This window comes from Caulobacter sp. LARHSG274, from assembly GCF_052871235.1.
Genome location: NZ_JBIXJO010000001.1, coordinates 1 through 17,124, shown reverse-complemented (window position 1 = coordinate 17,124; position 17,124 = coordinate 1). Strand labels below are relative to the sequence as shown.

Annotated in this window: 19 protein-coding genes; 7 read left to right on the top strand and 12 right to left on the bottom strand. The window is 70.5% G+C overall.

Features of this window, described 5'->3' with window-relative positions; all coding sequences use genetic code 11:
* Positions 1-33 precede the first annotated feature (33 nt).
* Positions 34-1,389: a spinster family MFS transporter gene (locus ACIPQB_RS00095; RefSeq protein ID WP_446483153.1), complete on the top strand. Its 1,356-nt coding sequence runs from the start codon at positions 34-36 to the stop codon at positions 1,387-1,389.
* Positions 1,390-1,488: 99 nt separating this feature from the next.
* Here ACIPQB_RS00095 and ACIPQB_RS00090 read toward each other — a convergent pair whose 3' ends face one another.
* The 8 genes from ACIPQB_RS00090 to ACIPQB_RS00055 form a co-directional block, all read right to left on the bottom strand.
* Complete coding sequence (locus tag ACIPQB_RS00090; RefSeq protein WP_446483152.1) at positions 1,489-2,538, bottom strand: acyl-CoA dehydrogenase family protein; 1,050 nt, start codon at positions 2,536-2,538, stop codon at positions 1,489-1,491.
* Between the two features lie 2 nt (positions 2,539-2,540).
* On the bottom strand, positions 2,541-3,713 hold the full coding sequence (locus ACIPQB_RS00085) for an acetyl-CoA C-acetyltransferase (RefSeq protein ID WP_446483151.1): 1,173 nt from the start codon (positions 3,711-3,713) through the stop codon (positions 2,541-2,543).
* Positions 3,714-3,729: 16 nt separating this feature from the next.
* Entirely contained in the window at positions 3,730-4,908 is a 1,179-nt protein-coding gene (locus ACIPQB_RS00080) for an acyl-CoA dehydrogenase family protein (RefSeq protein ID WP_446483150.1), read from the bottom strand.
* Between the two features lie 2 nt (positions 4,909-4,910).
* A complete protein-coding gene (locus ACIPQB_RS00075) occupies positions 4,911-6,056 on the bottom strand; it encodes a thiolase family protein (RefSeq protein ID WP_446483149.1) in 1,146 nt (381 codons plus the stop codon).
* The gene (locus tag ACIPQB_RS00070; protein WP_446483148.1) at positions 6,053-6,469 is read right to left on the bottom strand and encodes a Zn-ribbon domain-containing OB-fold protein; all 417 of its coding nucleotides are present in this window, start codon (positions 6,467-6,469) and stop codon (positions 6,053-6,055) included. Before ACIPQB_RS00070 ends, ACIPQB_RS00075 begins: the two co-directional genes overlap by 4 nt.
* A 58-nt stretch (positions 6,470-6,527) precedes the next feature.
* Positions 6,528-7,301: a response regulator transcription factor gene (locus tag ACIPQB_RS00065; protein WP_446483147.1), complete on the bottom strand. Its 774-nt coding sequence runs from the start codon at positions 7,299-7,301 to the stop codon at positions 6,528-6,530.
* Between the two features lie 12 nt (positions 7,302-7,313).
* Entirely contained in the window at positions 7,314-7,931 is a 618-nt protein-coding gene (locus ACIPQB_RS00060; protein WP_446483146.1) for a TetR/AcrR family transcriptional regulator, read from the bottom strand.
* 69 nt (positions 7,932-8,000) lie between these two features.
* A complete protein-coding gene (locus ACIPQB_RS00055) occupies positions 8,001-8,756 on the bottom strand; it encodes an SDR family NAD(P)-dependent oxidoreductase (protein ID WP_446483145.1) in 756 nt (251 codons plus the stop codon).
* A 79-nt stretch (positions 8,757-8,835) separates the two neighbouring features.
* Between ACIPQB_RS00055 and ACIPQB_RS00050 the strand changes: the two genes are divergently transcribed.
* A complete protein-coding gene (locus tag ACIPQB_RS00050; RefSeq protein WP_446483144.1) occupies positions 8,836-9,591 on the top strand; it encodes an SDR family NAD(P)-dependent oxidoreductase in 756 nt (251 codons plus the stop codon).
* A 7-nt stretch (positions 9,592-9,598) separates the two neighbouring features.
* Here the strand turns inward: ACIPQB_RS00050 and ACIPQB_RS00045 are convergent, their stop codons facing one another.
* A complete protein-coding gene (locus ACIPQB_RS00045; protein WP_446483143.1) occupies positions 9,599-10,288 on the bottom strand; it encodes a carboxymuconolactone decarboxylase family protein in 690 nt (229 codons plus the stop codon).
* Between the two features lie 140 nt (positions 10,289-10,428).
* Here ACIPQB_RS00045 and ACIPQB_RS00040 point away from each other — a divergent pair, with 140 nt between their 5' ends.
* From ACIPQB_RS00040 to ACIPQB_RS00020, 5 genes are read left to right on the top strand one after another with little or no spacing between them, the layout of a single operon-like run.
* Positions 10,429-11,316, top strand: a complete 888-nt coding sequence (locus ACIPQB_RS00040) for an SDR family NAD(P)-dependent oxidoreductase (protein ID WP_446483142.1) — start codon at positions 10,429-10,431, stop codon at positions 11,314-11,316.
* Positions 11,313-12,065, top strand: a complete 753-nt coding sequence (locus tag ACIPQB_RS00035) for an SDR family NAD(P)-dependent oxidoreductase (RefSeq protein ID WP_446483141.1) — start codon at positions 11,313-11,315, stop codon at positions 12,063-12,065. Before ACIPQB_RS00040 ends, ACIPQB_RS00035 begins: the two co-directional genes overlap by 4 nt.
* A complete protein-coding gene (locus tag ACIPQB_RS00030; protein ID WP_446483140.1) occupies positions 12,062-13,237 on the top strand; it encodes an acyl-CoA dehydrogenase family protein in 1,176 nt (391 codons plus the stop codon). The genes ACIPQB_RS00035 and ACIPQB_RS00030 overlap by 4 nt, the downstream gene beginning before the upstream one ends.
* Positions 13,237-14,310, top strand: a complete 1,074-nt coding sequence (locus tag ACIPQB_RS00025; RefSeq protein WP_446483139.1) for a phosphotransferase — start codon at positions 13,237-13,239, stop codon at positions 14,308-14,310. Before ACIPQB_RS00030 ends, ACIPQB_RS00025 begins: the two co-directional genes overlap by 1 nt.
* Positions 14,307-15,107 carry an enoyl-CoA hydratase/isomerase family protein gene (locus ACIPQB_RS00020; RefSeq protein ID WP_446483138.1) on the top strand — a complete coding sequence of 267 codons (801 nt, stop codon included), beginning with the start codon at positions 14,307-14,309 and terminating at the stop codon, positions 15,105-15,107. The genes ACIPQB_RS00025 and ACIPQB_RS00020 overlap by 4 nt, the downstream gene beginning before the upstream one ends.
* Positions 15,108-15,119: 12 nt before the next feature.
* Here ACIPQB_RS00020 and ACIPQB_RS00015 read toward each other — a convergent pair whose 3' ends face one another.
* The 3 genes from ACIPQB_RS00015 to ACIPQB_RS00005 all read right to left on the bottom strand — a co-directional run.
* Positions 15,120-15,908 (bottom strand): enoyl-CoA hydratase-related protein, encoded by a 789-nt coding sequence (locus ACIPQB_RS00015; RefSeq protein ID WP_446483137.1) that lies wholly within the window; start codon positions 15,906-15,908, stop codon positions 15,120-15,122.
* Between the two features lie 36 nt (positions 15,909-15,944).
* Complete coding sequence (gene mmsB, locus ACIPQB_RS00010; protein ID WP_446483136.1) at positions 15,945-16,892, bottom strand: 3-hydroxyisobutyrate dehydrogenase; 948 nt, start codon at positions 16,890-16,892, stop codon at positions 15,945-15,947.
* Positions 16,889-17,124, bottom strand: a 236-nt coding sequence (locus ACIPQB_RS00005) for an acyl-CoA dehydrogenase family protein (protein WP_446483135.1), incomplete at its 5' end; no start/stop codon positions are given. The genes ACIPQB_RS00005 and mmsB, both read right to left, overlap by 4 nt.

Sequence of the window (17,124 nt, the reverse complement as noted above, 5' to 3'; positions counted from 1 at the left end):
GCGCGCCCCGTCCTCGTCGGGAGAAATGACATCATGAGCACCCCTGAGGGCAGGACGAACGGCGGCAGGGTCGCGCTGGTGGTGCTGATGCTCGTTTCGATCTTTAGCTATGTGGACCGGACGATCCTTTCGATCCTGCAGGTGCCGATCAAGAAGGACCTCGGCCTCACCGACGCCCAGCTGGGCGCCCTGACGGGCCTGGCCTTCGCCCTGTTCTACGCCACCCTGTCGGTGCCGATCGCCCGCCTGGCCGACCGGTTCAACCGCAAGCTCCTGATCGTGGTCTCGCTGACGGCCTGGAGCCTGATGACAGCGATGAGCGGCTTCGCCGCCAGCTTCGCCATGCTGGTGTTCTTCCGGATCGGGGTGGCCCTGGGCGAGGCCGGCAGCATACCGGCCAGCCATTCGATCCTCGCCGACTATTATCGGCCCGGCCAGCGGGCGACCGCCCTGGCGGTGTGGGGCCTGTCGCTGCCGATCGGCGTGATGCTGGGCTATCTGTGCGGCGGCTGGCTGGCCCAGGCGGTCGACTGGCGGGCGGCCCTGTGGATCATCGGCGGAGCCGGGGTGGTCCTGGCGCCGATCGTCCTGCTGACCTTGCGCGAGCCGCAAAGGGGGCGTCACGAGGCGCCCGTGGTGACCGCCGCGCCCGCCCCGCCGTGGCGCGAGGCCCTGATGATCCTGGTCCGCCTGAAGAGCTTTCGGCTGATGCTGCTGGGCGGGGCGCTGAACAATTTCGTGCTGAGCGTGGTCTTAAGCTGGAGCGCGCCCTTCTACACCCGGCTGCACGGCCTGACCCTGGGCCAGGTCGCCACGGCCCTGGCGGTGCTGACCGGGGTCGGCGGCGCGGTCGGCATCTTCGCGGGCGGCTGGCTGACGGACCGGCTCGGACGCCAGGACGCCAGCCTGCGGCCGCGGATGGTCGGCTACGCCCTGGCCGCGGTGACGCCGATCGGGCTGGTGCAGTATCTGGTCCCGTCCGCCGCGATCTCGATCGTGTTCGGCGGCCTGGCGGTGATGCTGCTCTTCTTCTACTACGCGCCGATCATCGCCCTTTCCCACGCCATCGTCGCGCCTTCGATGCGCGCCTTCACCTCGGCGATCATCCTGCTGGCGGTGAACATTATCGGCCTGGGCCTGGGACCCTGGCTGACGGGGATGCTGAGCGACGTGCTGGAGGCCCGGTTCGGCCAGGGCGACCTGGCGATCCGCTACGCCGTCGCCGCGGTGATGATGATCGGCCTTGCCGCCGGACTCTGCTTCATGGCCGCGGCCCGCAGCTACAACGCCGACCTGGCGCGGATACGCGGCGAACCGCTCGCGGAGACCTCGGCTGGATCGACGCTGAAAGCGGTGCGTGGTCCTCGTCGTTCGACAAGCTCAGGATGAGGACCATTTGCAGGCCCAGCAGTCGAAAACCTCATCCTGAGCTTGTCGAAGGACGAGGTTTTCGGATCCCGGAGCTGGACGTCGATCCGCCCCAGGCCGTCAAGCCGCCAGTTCCGCCCGCGCCCCGCTCGCGCCGCCGAACAGGTGCGACAGCACCAGGAGCCGGCGGTGGCCTCGCCCGACCAGCAGGTCCTCGGTCACCCCCATGCCGCCATGCAGCTGGGTCGCATCCTGGGCCAGCCGCAAGGCGGCGTCGGCGACATAGGCGCGGGCCTGCGTGACCGCGGTCGTGAAGTTCGCATCCTCGGCGAAGACGGCGCGCAGCAGCATGGAGCGGGACTGTTCGAGCAGCACGAACAGCCGCGCCACCCGGTGCTGGATCACCTGGAATGAGCCGATCGCCACGCCGAACTGTCGGCGCTGGCGGACGTGCTCGACCGTGGCCTCGTAGAGGGTCTGCATCAGCCCGACCATCTCGGCCACGATCGCCAGCTGGGCCAGGGCGAGGGCGCGTCGTCGCGGCTCGGTGCTCATCGATAGGCGTGCGGAGGAGGGAACCTTGACCCCCTCGAAACGCACGACGGCGGCTCGCTCGCCATCAGCCAGCCGGTACGGGACCGTGGCGACGCCCGGCGTGCCGGCCTCCACCAGCAACAGGTTCGGAGCATCGTCGAAGGCCACGACGAAGGCGTCGGCGGCCGCGCCGTGGCGCACCAGGAGTCGTTCGCCGGCCAAGACCCAGTCGTCGCCCGAGCGCTCCACGCTCAGTTCGCCGAGACCTTCGCCCTGGCCGACATAGGCGACGATCTTTTCCCCGGACATCAGGGCGTCGATCCAGGCCGAGCGCTGGGCGTCATCGCCGCTCTCGGCGATCAGGACGGCGCAGAGCACGGCGCATTCGGCCATCGGGGTCATCGCCGCCGCTCGCCCAAGGGTCTCGGCCACGATCGCGACCTCCTGCGGTCCGCCGCCGAGACCGCCGGCCGCCTCGGGCACGGCCAGGGCCAGGACGCCCAGCGCGCCAAGGGCGCGCCAGTCGGCCATCGGCAGCGACTCGCGGCCGGCGGCTTCGGGCGGGACGCGATCGGCCAGGAAGCGGCTGACCATGTCGCGCAGCAGCGCCTGTTCCTCGGTGGGCTCGAGCGTCACGGTCAGAGCCGCTCGATGATCGTGGCGTTGGCGATGCCGCCGCCTTCGCACATGGTCTGCAGGCCATAGCGGCCGCCGCGCGCGTGCAGGGCGTGGATCAGGGTGGCCATCAGCTTGGTGCCCGTGGCGCCCAGGGGGTGGCCGAGGGCGATCGCGCCGCCGTTGACGTTCAGCCTGGCGGGGTCGGCGTCCAGCGCCCTTAGCCAGGCCATAGGGATGGAGGCGAAGGCCTCGTTGACCTCGAACAGGTCGATGTCGTCCAGCTTCAGGCCCGCGCGCGCCAGGGCTCGGCGGGTGGCCGGGATCGGCTCCTCCAGCATGATGACCGGATCGCCGGCCGTGACCGTCAGGTTGACGATCCGCGCGATCGGCGTCAGGCCGTGGTCCTTGACCGCCTTTGCCGAGGCGACCAGCGCGCCCGAGGCGCCGTCGGCGATCTGGCTGGCCGTTGCGGCGCTGAGCGACCCCGTCTCGGTCAGCAGCTTGACCGAACCGATCGACTCCAGCGTCGAGTTGGCCCGGACGCCTTCGTCGCGATCGTGGATCATCGGGCCGTCCGGCGTGACGACCTCCAGCGGCACGATCTCGGCGGTGAAGGCGCCGGCCTGCGTGGCGGCGGCGGCCTTGAGATGGCTGTTCAGCGCAAAACGGTCCATGGCCTCGCGGTCGAAGCCGTACTTGTCGGCGATCATCTGGGCGCCAACGAACTGGCTGAACTCCGGCACGCCGTAGCGGTCCTGGATGCTCCTGGCGAAGGGACCTTCGCCGAGGCCGGCGGCCCTGGCCAGGGTCAGGGGCGAGCCCATCGGCACGCGACTCATGCTCTCCACCCCGCCGGCGATGACCAGGTCCTGCGTGCCCGACATCACCGCCTGGGCCGCGAAATGCAGCGCCTGTTGCGACGAGCCGCACTGCCGATCGATCGTCACGGCCGGGACGCTGTCGGGCAGCTGCGACGCCAGGACGACGTTGCGGCCCAGAGCGAAGGTCTGCTCGCCGACCTGGCTGACGCAGCCGATGATCACGTCGTCGATGGCGGCGGGATCGACCCCGCTTTCGGCGACCAGGGCGTTGAGGACGGCCGCGCCCAGGTCGGCGGGATGCCAGCCGGCCAGGCGGCCGTTGCGGCGGCCGGCGGCGGTGCGGCGGGCGGAGACGATATAGGCTTCGGGCATGGACGGTCCTTGGGAGTCAGAGGCCGACGGCGGCCTTGGCGATGAGGGTCAGCTGGATCTCGCTGGTGCCGCCGAAGATCGTCCAGGCGCGGCTGTTGAGGTATCGGGCCGCCGCGGGCTGGGCGGCCTGCGGGCCGATCGGCGGGGGCATATCGGACCCGTAGAAGGGTCTCTCGACGGGCAGCTGCAGGCCGGCGGGGCCGAAGGCGTCCACCGCCAGCTCGTCGATGCCTTGGCGGATTTCGGACGCGACCAGCTTGGTGATCAGGCTGCGCCGCGCCGGCGGCCCGCCGGCGTCCAGTTCGATCGCGGTGCGCAGCTCGGTCATTTCCAGCGCGCTGGCCTCAAGCGACAGCCTGACGGCGCGGGTGGCCAGTTCGCCCTGCAGCGGCCCCGTCGCTTCGATCAGCCGGCGCAGGTCGGCGACCAGGCCCGGACCGAAGGACGAACCGCCCCGCTCGTTCTCCAGCAGGAATTTGGCGATCGTCCAGCCCTGGCCTTCCTCGCCGACGCGGTTGGCGACCGGGACCCTGACCCCGTCGAGGAAGACCTCGTTCAGCTCGTGGTCGCCCGACGCGCTGAGAATGGGGCGCACGGCGACCCCGGGCGAGGCCATGTCGATCAGCAGGAAGCTGATGCCGGCCTGCGGCTTGGCGTCGGGGTCGGTGCGCACCAGGGCGAACAAGCGGTTGGCGTGCTGGGCCTGGGTGGTCCAGATCTTCTGGCCGGTGACCACATAGTCGTCGCCGTCGCGCACGGCCTTGGTCCGGAGGGAGGCCAGGTCCGAACCCGAACCCGGCTCCGAAAAGCCCTGGGCCCAGAAATCCTCGCCCGAGCGCAGCCGGGGCAAATGCTCGGCCTTTTGCGCCTCGTCGCCGAAGCTGTAGAGGACCGGTCCGACCAGTTTCAGGCCCATGCCCGGCAGGACCGGCGCGCCGGCCTCGGCGCATTCCTTCTCGAAGATCCAGCGCTTGACCCGCGACCAGCCCGGTCCGCCGGCGGAGACCGGCCAGTGATAGACCAGCCATCCGCGCGCCTCGAGGATCGCCTGCCAGGGCCGGGCGATGTCGGGTTCGGCGAACACCCCCGGCGTCAGGGCCGCCCCGCGCCGGAGTTCGGCGGACAGGTGGGCGTCCAGGAAGGCGCGCACCTCGTCCCGGAAGCGAAGCTCGTCGGGGCCGAACGCGACGGACACGCTCAGCGCTCCACGATGGCGGCGGCGGAGACGCCGGGGGCGCCGTAGACGTGGCTGTAGCCAAGGCGTGGATCGCCGCCGACCCGCCGCGCGCCCGCCTGGTCCGTCAGCTGGACGAAGTTCTCATAGACCTGGCGCAGGCCTGACGCGCCGATCGGCTCGCCGCAGGCCAGGCAGCCGCCGTCGGTATTGATCGGCAGGGCGCCGTCCAGACGGGTCCGCCCCTCGACGATCCAGGCCTCCTGGTCGCCGTCGGCGCAGAAGCCGTTCTCGGCCATGTGCATGATCTCGGCGCCCGCCTCGGTGTCCTGCAGCTGGGCGATGTCGATGTCGGCCGGCGCGACGCTGGCCATTTCAAATGCAGCGCGTGAGGCCAGGGTGGAGGGCGAGGGGCCGCGGACGATGTCCAGGGCCGGCGAGAACACCTCGAACGAGCCCGGCGGCCGGCTGCGGACCGCCGCGGCGCGGAGCCGGACCCCGTCCAGTCCCAGCCGGCGAGCCCGCGCCGCGCTGGCGAAGACCAGGGCCACCGCCCCTTCGCCGGGCGAGCAGAACATGAACTTGGTGAACGGGTCGCTGACCAGCGGCGCTGCCAGGATGGTCTCCAGGTCCACCGCCTCGCGCCGCCAGGCGTGCGGCGTGGCGACACCATTGGCGAAGGCCTTCTCGGCGACCCGGCCCAGCGTCTGGACCGATATGCCGTGCTCGGCCATGTAGCGTTGGGTCTTCATGGCGAAGAACTGGGTCGTCAGCATCAGGCCGGTCTCGCCGTACCAGTCGGGCAGGCCCCAGTCCGCCGGCTTGGGGTCGAAAGCGCCGCGCGGATGCTTGTCGAAGCCGACCGCGATCCCGAGATCGAACTCGCCGGACTTGATCGTGCTGTAGGCGCCGAACATGGCCGAGCCGCCGGTGGCGCAGCCGTTGGCGACATTGATGAACTGCAGGCCGGTCAGGCCAAGTTCGGAGACCATGGTGTCGGCGTTGCCGGCCGAGTCCGATCCGCCATAGGCGAACTGGATGTCGCGCCAGTCCAGGCCGGCCGCGGCCAGCGCCTGGCGGACGGCGAAGACGCCCTGTTGCAGGCCCGACAGCCCGGGGGTCCGGCCGAACGGATGGATGCCGGCGGCGATGATGCGCACGTCGCTCATAGGCGGTCCTCCGGCGCGAAGGCGAAGGTCAGCCGCATCTCGCCGTTCTCGAAGGCGAAGGGCTCCGTCGTCAGCCGTAGCGGCAGGCCGATCCGCAGGTCCTCGAACGCCACGCCGCTCAGGCGGCCTTCGACGATGATCGCCTCGCCCAGGGCGACATAGCCGACGGCGTAGGGCGCGAACTCGGCCGGACCGGCATAGGGCGGCGACTTGGGCCGAAACCGCTGGACCGTCCACGACCAGAGCCGTCCGCGGTTCGGCAGCCCAATCCGTTCGAAGCGGTCTTCGTCGGCGGGCAGGGGGAACACCAGACGGCCGGTAATCCGGTCGCGACCGCCGAGCAAAATCGGTGCGCCGTCGGCGTCGAAGTCGATCAGGCGTTCGGCGATAAGGGGGGCGAGGGTGGGGGACATGACGGCTCCTGCCGATTCACTACCCCGCCTTCAGGTCCTGCGGCTTCTGACCAAAGGGTCAGCGGATCATGGCCAGGAAGCCCAGCTGCGCGGCCTTGAACAGCGTCTGGTCGCGGTTCACCGCGTCCAGCTTCACCGAGGCGCTGCGGATGTGGAACCGCACCGTCGTTCGCTGCAGGCCCAGGATCATGCCGATCTCGTCATTGGTCTTGCCCGCGGCCGCCCAGCGCAGGCATTCGACCTCGCGCTTGCTCAGCAGGGCCGCGGCGACGCTGGGCCGGCGCCGCTCGGTCACCTTGACGTAGCTGGCCACGAAGGTCCGCGCCAGCAGGGCCAGGGTTTCGCCGTGCTGCTCGAAGGCTTCGGAGAGGTCGTCGACCCCCGGATCCGGCGACAGGAAGCTGGCGGCGGCGATCTGGCCGAACGGCAGGTGGATCGGGGCGACGATGGCCGCGCTGGTCAGCGCCCGTTCTCGGAAGTTCGACAGGTCGAGCGCCGACAGCAGCAGGTTGGGGGTGGGGGTGTGGATGCCGTCGGCGTTGCACCAGAACGGCTCGCTCTCGAACCGGCAGGCCATCGGCAGGGGGGAGGTCAGGGCCAGCTGCGGAAACCGCCACCAGCGCGCCTCGTCGCCGCTGGCGAAGCCGAAGACGGCGCTGGCCAGGACCGCGCCCGCGGCGTCCTTCATCGGCTCCTGGACGGCGATGTTGTCGGTGACCGCGCATCGCAGTCCCGTCAGGTCGGAGACGACGTCGCGCAGGGCCTCGGCGGCCGATCGGATCTGGTCGACGCCGCCGGCCCGTACGGCGCGGAGCGTCTCGGCGGTGATCACGCAAGCCTCCCGTCAGGCCGGGATCGCCAGGCCCTCGAAGAAGGGTTGGCAGAGGGCGTCGGCCATCTGCTCGGGGGTGCGCTCGGCCGCCATCGGCGGATACCACTTGTAGGCCCAGTTGCACATGCCCAGGAAGCCGTAGGCGGTCACGGTCGGATCGCAGCGGCGCAGGCGGCCGCTCTCGATTCCCTGCGAGATGATGCCCACCACGCGTTGAAAATACTCGGTGCGGCGGGCGCGGATTTCCGCCCGCATCTTGCCTTCCAGGTCCCCATAGTGGTCCATGAAGGCGCGGACATAGCCAGGGTGGTCGGCGATCTGCCGCAGGATGTCGATGCAGGCCGACCTCAGCAGGGCGACCGGGTCGCGGGTCTCGCCGTCGTGGATTTCCAGCCCGTCCAGCAGGGCCCGCATATGGGTCTCGTGGATCGCGTAGAGGATCGACAGCTTGCTGGGAAAGTAATGGTACAGGGTCGGCTTGCCGAGCCCGACCTCGTCGGCCAGCATCTGCATCGAGGCCTTGTGATAGCCGACCTTGTCGAACAGGGTCGCGCAGTGCCCGATGATCTCCAGGCGCTTGCCGTCGTGCGCCTCGGTGGTTTGCCGCTTCACCGCTTTTTTCGCAGCCACGTGTTCTCTTTCTGTCGCCAATTTCCCGTTCGGCGAGATTGTCCGTCGTGGACAACCCATGCCGCCTCCTTATTGCACCAGGGCGCCGCCGTCCACGCCCAGAGCGACCCCGGTGACATAGGAGGATTCCTCCGAGGCCAGATAAAGCACGGCCGACACGACCTCTTCGATCTCGGCGAAACGGCCGGCCGGTATGCGTGACAGCCGCCGCGCCAAGGCGTCGGCGTCGGCATAGGCGGCGCTGGCCATGGGGCTGTCGATGGGCCCCGGATGCACCGAATTGCACCGCACCCCGTCGCGGGCGTGCTGGGCGGCGATGACCCGGGTCAGCATGGTCACGCCCGCCTTGCTGCAGGCATAGGCCGGATCCATGATCCCCGACTGGCCAAGGCCGGCCACCGACGAGACATTGACGATGACGCCGCCGCCGCCCCGGCGAAACAGCGGCAAGGCGGCCCGGGCGCCCAGGAACGGCCCGCGGAGGTTGACCGCCATCACCCGATCCCAGTCGGCGGGGTCCCGCTCGTCGATCGCCACGATCGGCGAGGCGACGGCGGCGTTGTTGACCAGCAGGTCCAGGCCGCCCCAGGTCGAGGATGCGACCTCCATCGCCTCGTCCCAGGCCTGAGGCGCGGTGACGTCCAGGGCGACGAACAGGGCCTGGGGACCAAGGTCGCGGGCCAGGCGCTCGCCGCCGTCGTGATCCAGGTCGCCCAGCAGCACGTGCGCGCCCTCGGCGACGAAGCGCCTGGCCAGGGCGGCGCCGACGCCGCCCGACGCGCCGGTCACGAGCGCTCGCTTTCCTTGCAGACGGCCTTGAAACATCACACACGTTCGATTGCTCGACCGACCGGTCGAATGAGCATAGAGGCATAACCGATTTGTCCGCGGGAGGAAATTCGAAATGACCGATCTCACCGGCCGGGTAGCCCTGATCACGGGCGCGAGCTCGGGCCTGGGCCGCCATTTCGCCCAGGTCCTGGCGGACCGGGGCGCGACCGTGATCGCGGCGGCGCGACGGGAAGCCGCGCTCGAAGCCGTGGCCGCGGAGATCGCCGGTGCGAACGGGCGATGCCATCCCGTGGTCATGGACGTGACCGACGCCGACTCGGTCGCGGCTGGGATCGCCCGGGGGACGGCTCTGGCCGGGCCCATCGACATCGTGGTCAACAACGCTGGCGTGGCCCAGACCCAGGCCGCCATCGACCTGTCGCCCGCCGACTGGCGGGGCGCGATCGAGCCCAACCTGACCGGAGCGTTCCTGGTCGCCCAGGCGGCGGCCCGAGCGATGCGGGACAGCGGCGGCGGGACCATCGTCAACGTGGCCTCGATCCTGGGCGAGCGGGTGTCCAAGGGCCTGGCCGCCTACGCCGCCAGCAAGGCGGGCCTGATCCAGCTGACCAAGGCCCTGGCCCTTGAGTGGGCGTCGCTGGGCGTCCGCATCAACGCCCTGGCGCCGGGCTATGTCGAGACCGACCTCAACCGCGCCTTCTTCGCCACCGAGGCCGGGGCGCGGCTGGTCGCCCGCATCCCGCAACGCCGCCTGGGCCAGCTGTCGGACCTGGACGGGCCGCTGCTGCTGCTGTGTTCGGACGCTTCGCGCTACATGACCGGAGCGGTGATCGCCGTCGACGGCGGCCACCTGGTGAGCGGCCTCTGACCGGGCGTCAGGCGTCCATCGCCGTGGCGCCGACCACCCAGGCCGACAGCCCGCTGGTGGGCACGGCGCACAGCACCGCCTCGGCCACCTCATGCTCGCTGGCCCCGGCCTTGCGCGCCCCCTGCATGTGCACCGAGGACCAGGGGCTGTAGTCGGCGACCAGCACGGCGACGAGCAGCAGTTCGGCGTGCCGCGGCTCGAGCGCCGTTCCCGACAGGGTACCCTCGCGCATCAAATAATAGGCGTCCGCCGCGGTCGGGACGAGGTCCAGCAGCTTGCCCAGGGTGGGCGGCATGGTCGTGAAATAGGCTAGGAAATTGGCCTCCGCCTCGCCGGGCGCGACGTCCAGGTCCGCCGCCTCGATCGCGTCGTCCCCGGCGTCGGGATAGGCGGCCGCGAACAGCCTGTTGAACCGCAGCGCGGCGCCTTCGCCCCGCACGCTGGACAGGATCGCCACGGCGCTACGGGCTTCGGTTTCGGTCAGGCCCAGGGCGGCCGCGCGGCGCAGTTCACGCAACGCCATCTCTTCGTAGTTCTTGATGCAGGCCGCGCAGGCGACGAACAGCGCCTTGATCCGGGCGGGCAGGGCGCCGTCGCTGTCGATCACGCTCCGGAAGCGGCGATAGCCCGCCACGGTCTTGGGCGCGGACGCCTGCAGGGCGCCGATGGCGAGCAGGGGATTGGGGGGCACGGCCATGGTTTCTCCCGGTTCAGGCGGGGCGATCTTTTCGGCGCGCCCCGCAAGATGCATTTGACTACCGACCGGACGGTCGAGTAGCAAGTCCACGATTGAGAACGGCGCTGCAGAACCGTTCCCGACCTCATGGGAGAGCTTGGATGCGGGCGTTCGAGGGACGGACGGCGGTCATCACCGGCGCGGGCAGCGGCATCGGCGCGGCCCTGGCCCGGTGCGCCGCGGCGCGCGGCATGAGCCTGGTCCTGGCCGACATCAACCTGCCGGACGTGCAGGCCGTGGCGGCCGAGCTGGGCGGGCGCGAGGCCCTGGTTCTGCGGGTCGATGTCGCCGATCCCGACGCCGTCCAGGCCATGGCCGACCAGGCCTGGGACCGTTTCGGCAGCGTCGATCTGCTCTGCAACAACGCCGGCGTCGTGCCCGGCGGCCGTCATCGCAATGTCTGGGAATATCCGATCGAGGACTGGCGGTGGGCGTTCGGCGTCAACCTGGACGGGGTGGTCAACGGCATCCGCAGTTTCGTGCCGCGGATGATCGCCGCCGGCACGGCGGGGCACGTGCTGAACACCGCCTCGGTCGCCGGTTTCGTCAGCGGCGCAGGGTCGGCCGTCTATGGCGCCTCCAAGCACGCGATGGTGCGGGTGTCCGAGGCGCTTTACGCCGGGCTGGCGGACATCGGCGCGCCGATCGGCGTCACCCTGCTGTGCCCCGGGCTGGTCGCGACCCGGATCTACGACGCCGAACGCGCCCGGCCGGACCATCTGAGGACGCAGCCCCGCGCCGAGGAGGCCGCGGAGCTCAAGGCGATCTCCGACAACCTCTACGGGGCCGCCCCCAGCCCCGACCTCGTGGCGGAGATGGCCTTCGCCGGCGTGGAGGCCGACCAGTTCTACGTCTTCACCACCGACCGGTTCGACGACCCCATCCGGGCTCGCCTTGAGGCCGTGCTGGCGCGCCGCAATCCCAGCTTCGAGAGCCTCCTGTCGCTCAGCAAGAGCGACGTGGCCCCGCAGGGGAGCCCCGTCACATGAGCCGCCTGCGAGACCGGATCGCCGTGATCTCCGGCGCGGCGTCCGGCATCGGCCTGGCCACGGCCCGCCTTTTCGCCCGCGAAGGCGCGTCCGTCGTGCTGCTGGACCGCGATGGCCCGCGCCTGGCCGAGGCGATCGAGTCCCTGCCAGGCGAAGGGCATGATGCGGTGGTCCTCGACGTCACCCGGGAGGCGGCGTGGATGGCCTTGGCCGATCGCCTCCAGGCGACCCGCGGGCGCCTGGACGTGTTGGTCAACAACGCCGGCTTCGGCAGCTTCAGATCGATCGCCGACACCTCGCTGGAGCACTGGCGGTCGATCATGGCGGTGAACCTCGACAGCGTCTTCCTCGCCACCAAGCACCTGTTGCCGCTGCTGGCCGTGTCCGGGCGCGGTTCGATCGTCAACATGTCCTCGATCCGCGGGATCATGGGCGCGCCCAACACCGGTTCCTACTGCGCCGCCAAGGGCGGGGTGCGGCTGTTCACCAAGGCCACGGCCATGGAGTGCGCGGCGCTGGGTAACGGCGTGCGCGCCAACTCGATCCATCCGGGCCATGTCGCCACGCCCTTGACCGCAGGAGTCCATGCCGATCCAGCGATAGCGGCCAGGCTGCTGGCCGACATCCCGATCGGCCGCGTCGGCGCGGCGGAAGAGATCGCCGACGCCATCCTGTTCCTGGCCAGCGAGGAGTCCCGATACATGACCGGCGCCGAACTGGTGATCGACGGAGGCTCGACCGCCACATGACCCAGACCGGACCCAGCGACCGGGCGCTCGAGATCGGCGCGCGCGTCGAGGCCTTCGTGCGCGAGGTGGTCGCTCCCTATGAGCGCGACCCGCGCCGGACGCCGCACGGCCCGTCGGACGCGCTCGCCGCCGAACTGAAGGACCGGGCCCGGGCCGCCGGTGTCCTGACCCCGCACATCCTCGCCGACGGAAGCCATCTGACCCAGCGCGAGACCGCCTGGGTGCTGCGCAAGTCGGGGCTGTCGCCGCTGGGCCCGCTGGCGGTCAACACCGCCGCCCCCGACGAGGGCAACATGTACCTGATCGGCAAGGTCGGCTCGCCCGCGATCAAGGCGCGATTCCTGGCCCCGCTGGTCGAGGGGCGGGCGCGGTCGGCCTTCTTCATGACCGAGCCGGCTTCGGAGGGCGGGGCCGGTTCCGATCCGTCGATGATGAAGACCATCTGCCGGCGGGACGGCGAGCACTGGGTGATCAACGGCCGCAAGGCCTTCATCACCGGCGCCGACGGGGCCGGGGTCGGGATCATCATGGCCAAGGCCCAGGAGGGGGCCTGCCTGTTCCTGGTCGACCTGCCCGATCCGGCGATCCGGATCGAGCGCGTGCTGGACACGATCGACAGCTCGATGCCTGGGGGCCACGCCATCGTCGCCATCGACGATCTGCGCGTCCCGGCCGACCAGATGCTGGGCGAGAGCGGCGAGGGCCTCAGATACGCCCAGATCCGGCTGTCTCCGGCCCGGCTGTCGCACTGCATGCGCTGGACCGGCGCGGCGACCCGGGCCCACGAGATCGCCGTCGACTATGCCTGCCGGCGCCACGCCTTTGGCAAGCCGCTGATCGACCACGAGGGCGTCGGCTTCATGCTGGCCGAGAACCTGATCGACCTGAAGCAGGCCGAGCTGATGATCGACTGGTGCGCCGGGGTGCTGGACACCGGATCCCTGGGCACGGCCGAGAGCTCGATGGCCAAGGTGGCGGTGTCCGAGGCGCTGATGCGGGTCGCCGATCGCTGCGTCCAGGTCATGGGAGGCACGGGCGTCAGCGGCGACACCATCGTCGAGCAGGTGTTCCGCGAGATCCGCGCCTTTCGCATCTATGACGGCCCGACCGAGGTCCACAAATGGTCGCTGGCCAAGAAGATCAAGCGCGACCATCGCGAGGGCGAGGCGTGATGTCGGCCGCCGCCGCCGAAGCCAATCTGGGCGTCACCCCGGTGCGGGAGGGCTTCGCCTTCGACATCGGGGCGCTGGAACGCTGGATGGCCGCCCATATCGACGGGTTCGCGGGGCCGATGACCGTCGAGCAGTTTCGGGGCGGCCAGTCGAACCCGACATACAGGCTGTCCACGGCGGAGCGGACCTATGTCCTGCGGCGCAAGCCGGCCGGCCAGCTGCTCAAGGGGGCCCATGCCGTCGACCGCGAGGCGCGGGTGCTGATCGGGCTGGAGAAGGCGAACTTCCCCGTCGCCCACGTCTACGGCGTCTGCACCGACGAGGCGGTGATCGGGTCGTGGTTTTATGTGATGGCGATGGTTGAGGGCCGGATCTTCTGGGACGCCACGCTGCCCGAGGTCGATCGGTCGGCCCGGCCGGCCTATTTCGACGCCATGAACGCGGCTATGGCGGCCCTGCACCAGGTCGACTACGCCGCTGTCGGGCTGGGGGACTACGGCCGTCCGGGAAGTTATTTCGCCCGCCAGATCTCGCGCTGGTCGAAGCAGTATCTCGACGACCAAGCCGCGGGCCGGAACCCGGACATGGACCGGCTGGTCGCCTGGCTGCCCGACCACATCCCCGACGACGGCGACGAGACGACGATCGTCCACGGCGACTTCCGCATCGACAACGTGATCTTCCATCCGACCGAGCCGCGCATCCTGGCGGTGCTGGACTGGGAACTGTCGACGCTGGGCCATCCGCTGGCCGACTTCGCCTACCACGCCATGATGTACCGGATGCCGCCCCATATCGTGGCGGGCCTGCACGGCGCCGACCTGGCGGTCCTGAACCTGCCGAGCGAGGCCGACTACCTGGCCGCCTATTGCCGCCGGACGGGGCGGTCGGGGATGCCGGGCTACGGCTTCTACCTGGCGTTCAACTTCTTCCGCCTGGCGGCCATCTTTCACGGCATCAAGGGCCGGGTCCTGCGCGGCGCCGCGGCTTCGGCCCAGGCGGCCGAGCGCGCCGAGGCGTTTCCGGAGCTGGCGCGGCTGGCCTGGGTCCAGGCGATGGAGGCTGGGGCATGACCGAGGCGCTGGCTGTCACCGTCGAGATCGCCAAGGGCGTGGCCTGGCTGACCTTGAACCGGCCCGAAAGCCGCAATGCGGTCGGACCGGAACTGTCCCAGGCGCTTCATGAGGCCGCCATCCGTTGCGCCGACGATCCCGACGTGCGCTGCGTCGTCCTGACCGGATCGGGCAAGTTCTTCTGCGTCGGCGGCGACGTCGATCTGTTCGCCCGGGTTGGGGACCGGGCCGGGGAGACGGTCGGCGCCCTGGCGCGGACCTTTCACGCCGGCGTCCTGCGCCTGGCGACCATGCCCAAGCCCTTGATCACGGCCATCAACGGTCCGGCCGCCGGCGCCGGGCTGAGCCTGGCCATCCTCGGCGACATCGCCATCGCCGCTCGGTCGGCGCAGTTCGCAGTGGCCTATTCGGCGATCGGCCTGACGCCGGACGGCGGGGCCAGCTGGATGCTGCCGCGCCTGATCGGCCTGCGGCGGGCGCAGGAAATGATGCTGACCAACCGCCGCGTCGGCGCGGAGGAGGCGGCCACCATGGGTCTGGTCACCCGGACGGTGGCCGACGACGATCTGGTCGCGGCGGCCCGGGAAACCGCCGACGCCCTGGCGCAAGGGGCGGTCGGCGCCCTGGCGGCCTGCCGCAAGCTCTTGCACGACGGCGCTGTCGTCGGACTGGCCGCCCAGTTGGACGCCGAGGCCGCCGCCATCGCCGCGACCAGCGGATCGGCCGAAGGCCGCGAAGGCGTCGCCGCCTTCATCGGCAGGCGCCGACCGGCGTTTCCCGGCGCGCCGGTCGCCTGACCCCGACGTCGGTCATTGGCCGGTGAACCGGGGCGGACGCTTTTCGACGAAGGCCGCCATGCCTTCCTTCTGGTCCTCGAAGGCGAACAGCGAGTGGAACAGGCGGCGCTCGAACTGCAGGCCTGCGCTGAGCGTGGTCTCCAGCGCCACATTGACCATTTCCTTGTTGGCCATAGCCGCCAGCGGCGACTGGGCGGCGATCCTGCCGGCGATGGCCAAGGCCTCTTCATCGAGCAGGTCGGCCGGGAAGAGTCGCGAGACCAGACCGCTGCGCTCGGCTTCGGCGGCGTCCATCATCCGGCCCGTCAGGATCATGTCCATCGCCTTGGACTTGCCCACCAGCCGGGTCAGGCGTTGGCTGCCGCCGATCCCTGGCGCGACGCCGAGATTGATCTCGGGTTGCCCGAACTTCGCCGTGTCGGCCGCGACGATGAAGTCGCAGGCCATGGCCAGTTCGCAGCCGCCGCCCAGGGCGTAGCCGGCCACCGCCGCGACAATCGGCTTGCGGCATTGCTCGATCGCCCGGGCCCCGGCGGTGAAGAAGTCCTCCTTGAAGGCCTGGGGGTAGGTCTTGGTCGCCATCTCCTTGATGTCGGCCCCGGCCGCGAAAGCCTTGGGCGAGCCGGTGATGACGATGCAGCGCACCGCATCGTCGGCCTCGGCCGCGCCCAGCGCCTGGGCCAGCTCGACCAGCAGGCGGACGTTCAGCGCGTTGAGGGCCTGCGGCCTGTTCAGGCGGATCCGCAGCACGCCCTCGACGCCGCCCGGGGCGGTCTCGACGATCAGGGTTTCGTAGGACATCCGATCAGCTCCGAAGGCCGATGAAAGGGGACGGGATCAGTTCAGCTCACCCAGCCGACCGCGCAGCATCTGCAGCACCGCCGAGAAGTCCTTGCCGCCGAAGCCGTTGGCGTCGAACAGGGCGTAGAGGGCCTCGGCCTGGGCGCCCAGCGGGGTCGAGGCGCCGGCCTTGGCGGCGGCGTCCTGGGCCAGCTTCAAGTCCTTGAGCATCATCGCCGTGGCGAAGCCGCCCTCGTAGTGGCGGTCGGCGGGGGTGGCCGGGCCCACGCCCGGCACCGGGCAGTAGGTGTTGACCGACCAGCACTGGCCCGAGGACTGGCTGGCGATGTCGAAGAACCGCTCGGCGGCCAGGCCCAGCTTCTCGGCCAGGGCGAAGGCCTCGCAGGTCCCCAGCATCGACACCCCCAGCAGCATGTTGTTGCAGATCTTGGCCGCCTGGCCGGCTCCCGGCGCGCCGGCATGGATGGTCACCCGCGCCATCGGCTCGAGCGCCGCCTCGACGGCGGCGAAATCCGCCTCGTCGCAGCCGACCATGAAGGCCAGGGTCCCGGCCTCGGCGGCCATGATCCCGCCCGACACCGGGGTGTCGGCGAAGCGAAAGCCCGCCGCCTTGGCCTGGGCGGCCACGGCCCGGGCGCTGTCGACGTCGATGGTCGAGCAGTCGATCAGCAGGGCCGATGTCGGCGCGTGGACCAGGATCTGCTCGCCATACACCGAGCGCACATGCGGTCCGGCCGGCAGCATGGTGATCACGACTTGCGCGTCCTTCACGGCCTCGGCCGCCGAACCCGCCGCCTGGCAGCCCGCCGCCACGGCCCGCTCCAGCGCCGCCGCCGACAGATCGAACGCCGAGACCTGATGCCGGGCCTTGGCCTGGTTGGCGGCCATGCCGCCGCCCATGTTGCCCAGGCCGATGAAGGCGATGCGGGTCATGCGAGGTCTCCAGATTTTAGTGGACGTCCGGCTTTCCTGTTCAGCCGTCACGCCCGGAACATCTCGCGGGCGATGATCACCCGCATGATCTCGTTGGTCCCTTCCAGGATCTGGTGGACCCGCAGGTCGCGGACGATGCGCTCCAGCGGGTAGTCCTGCAGGTAGCCGTAGCCGCCGTGCAGCTGCAAGGCGTCGTTGGCGACCTGGAAGCCGGCGTCGGTGGCGAAGCGCTTGGCCATGGCGCACAGCTTGGTGGCGGCGGGGTCCTTGCGGTCCAGGGCGG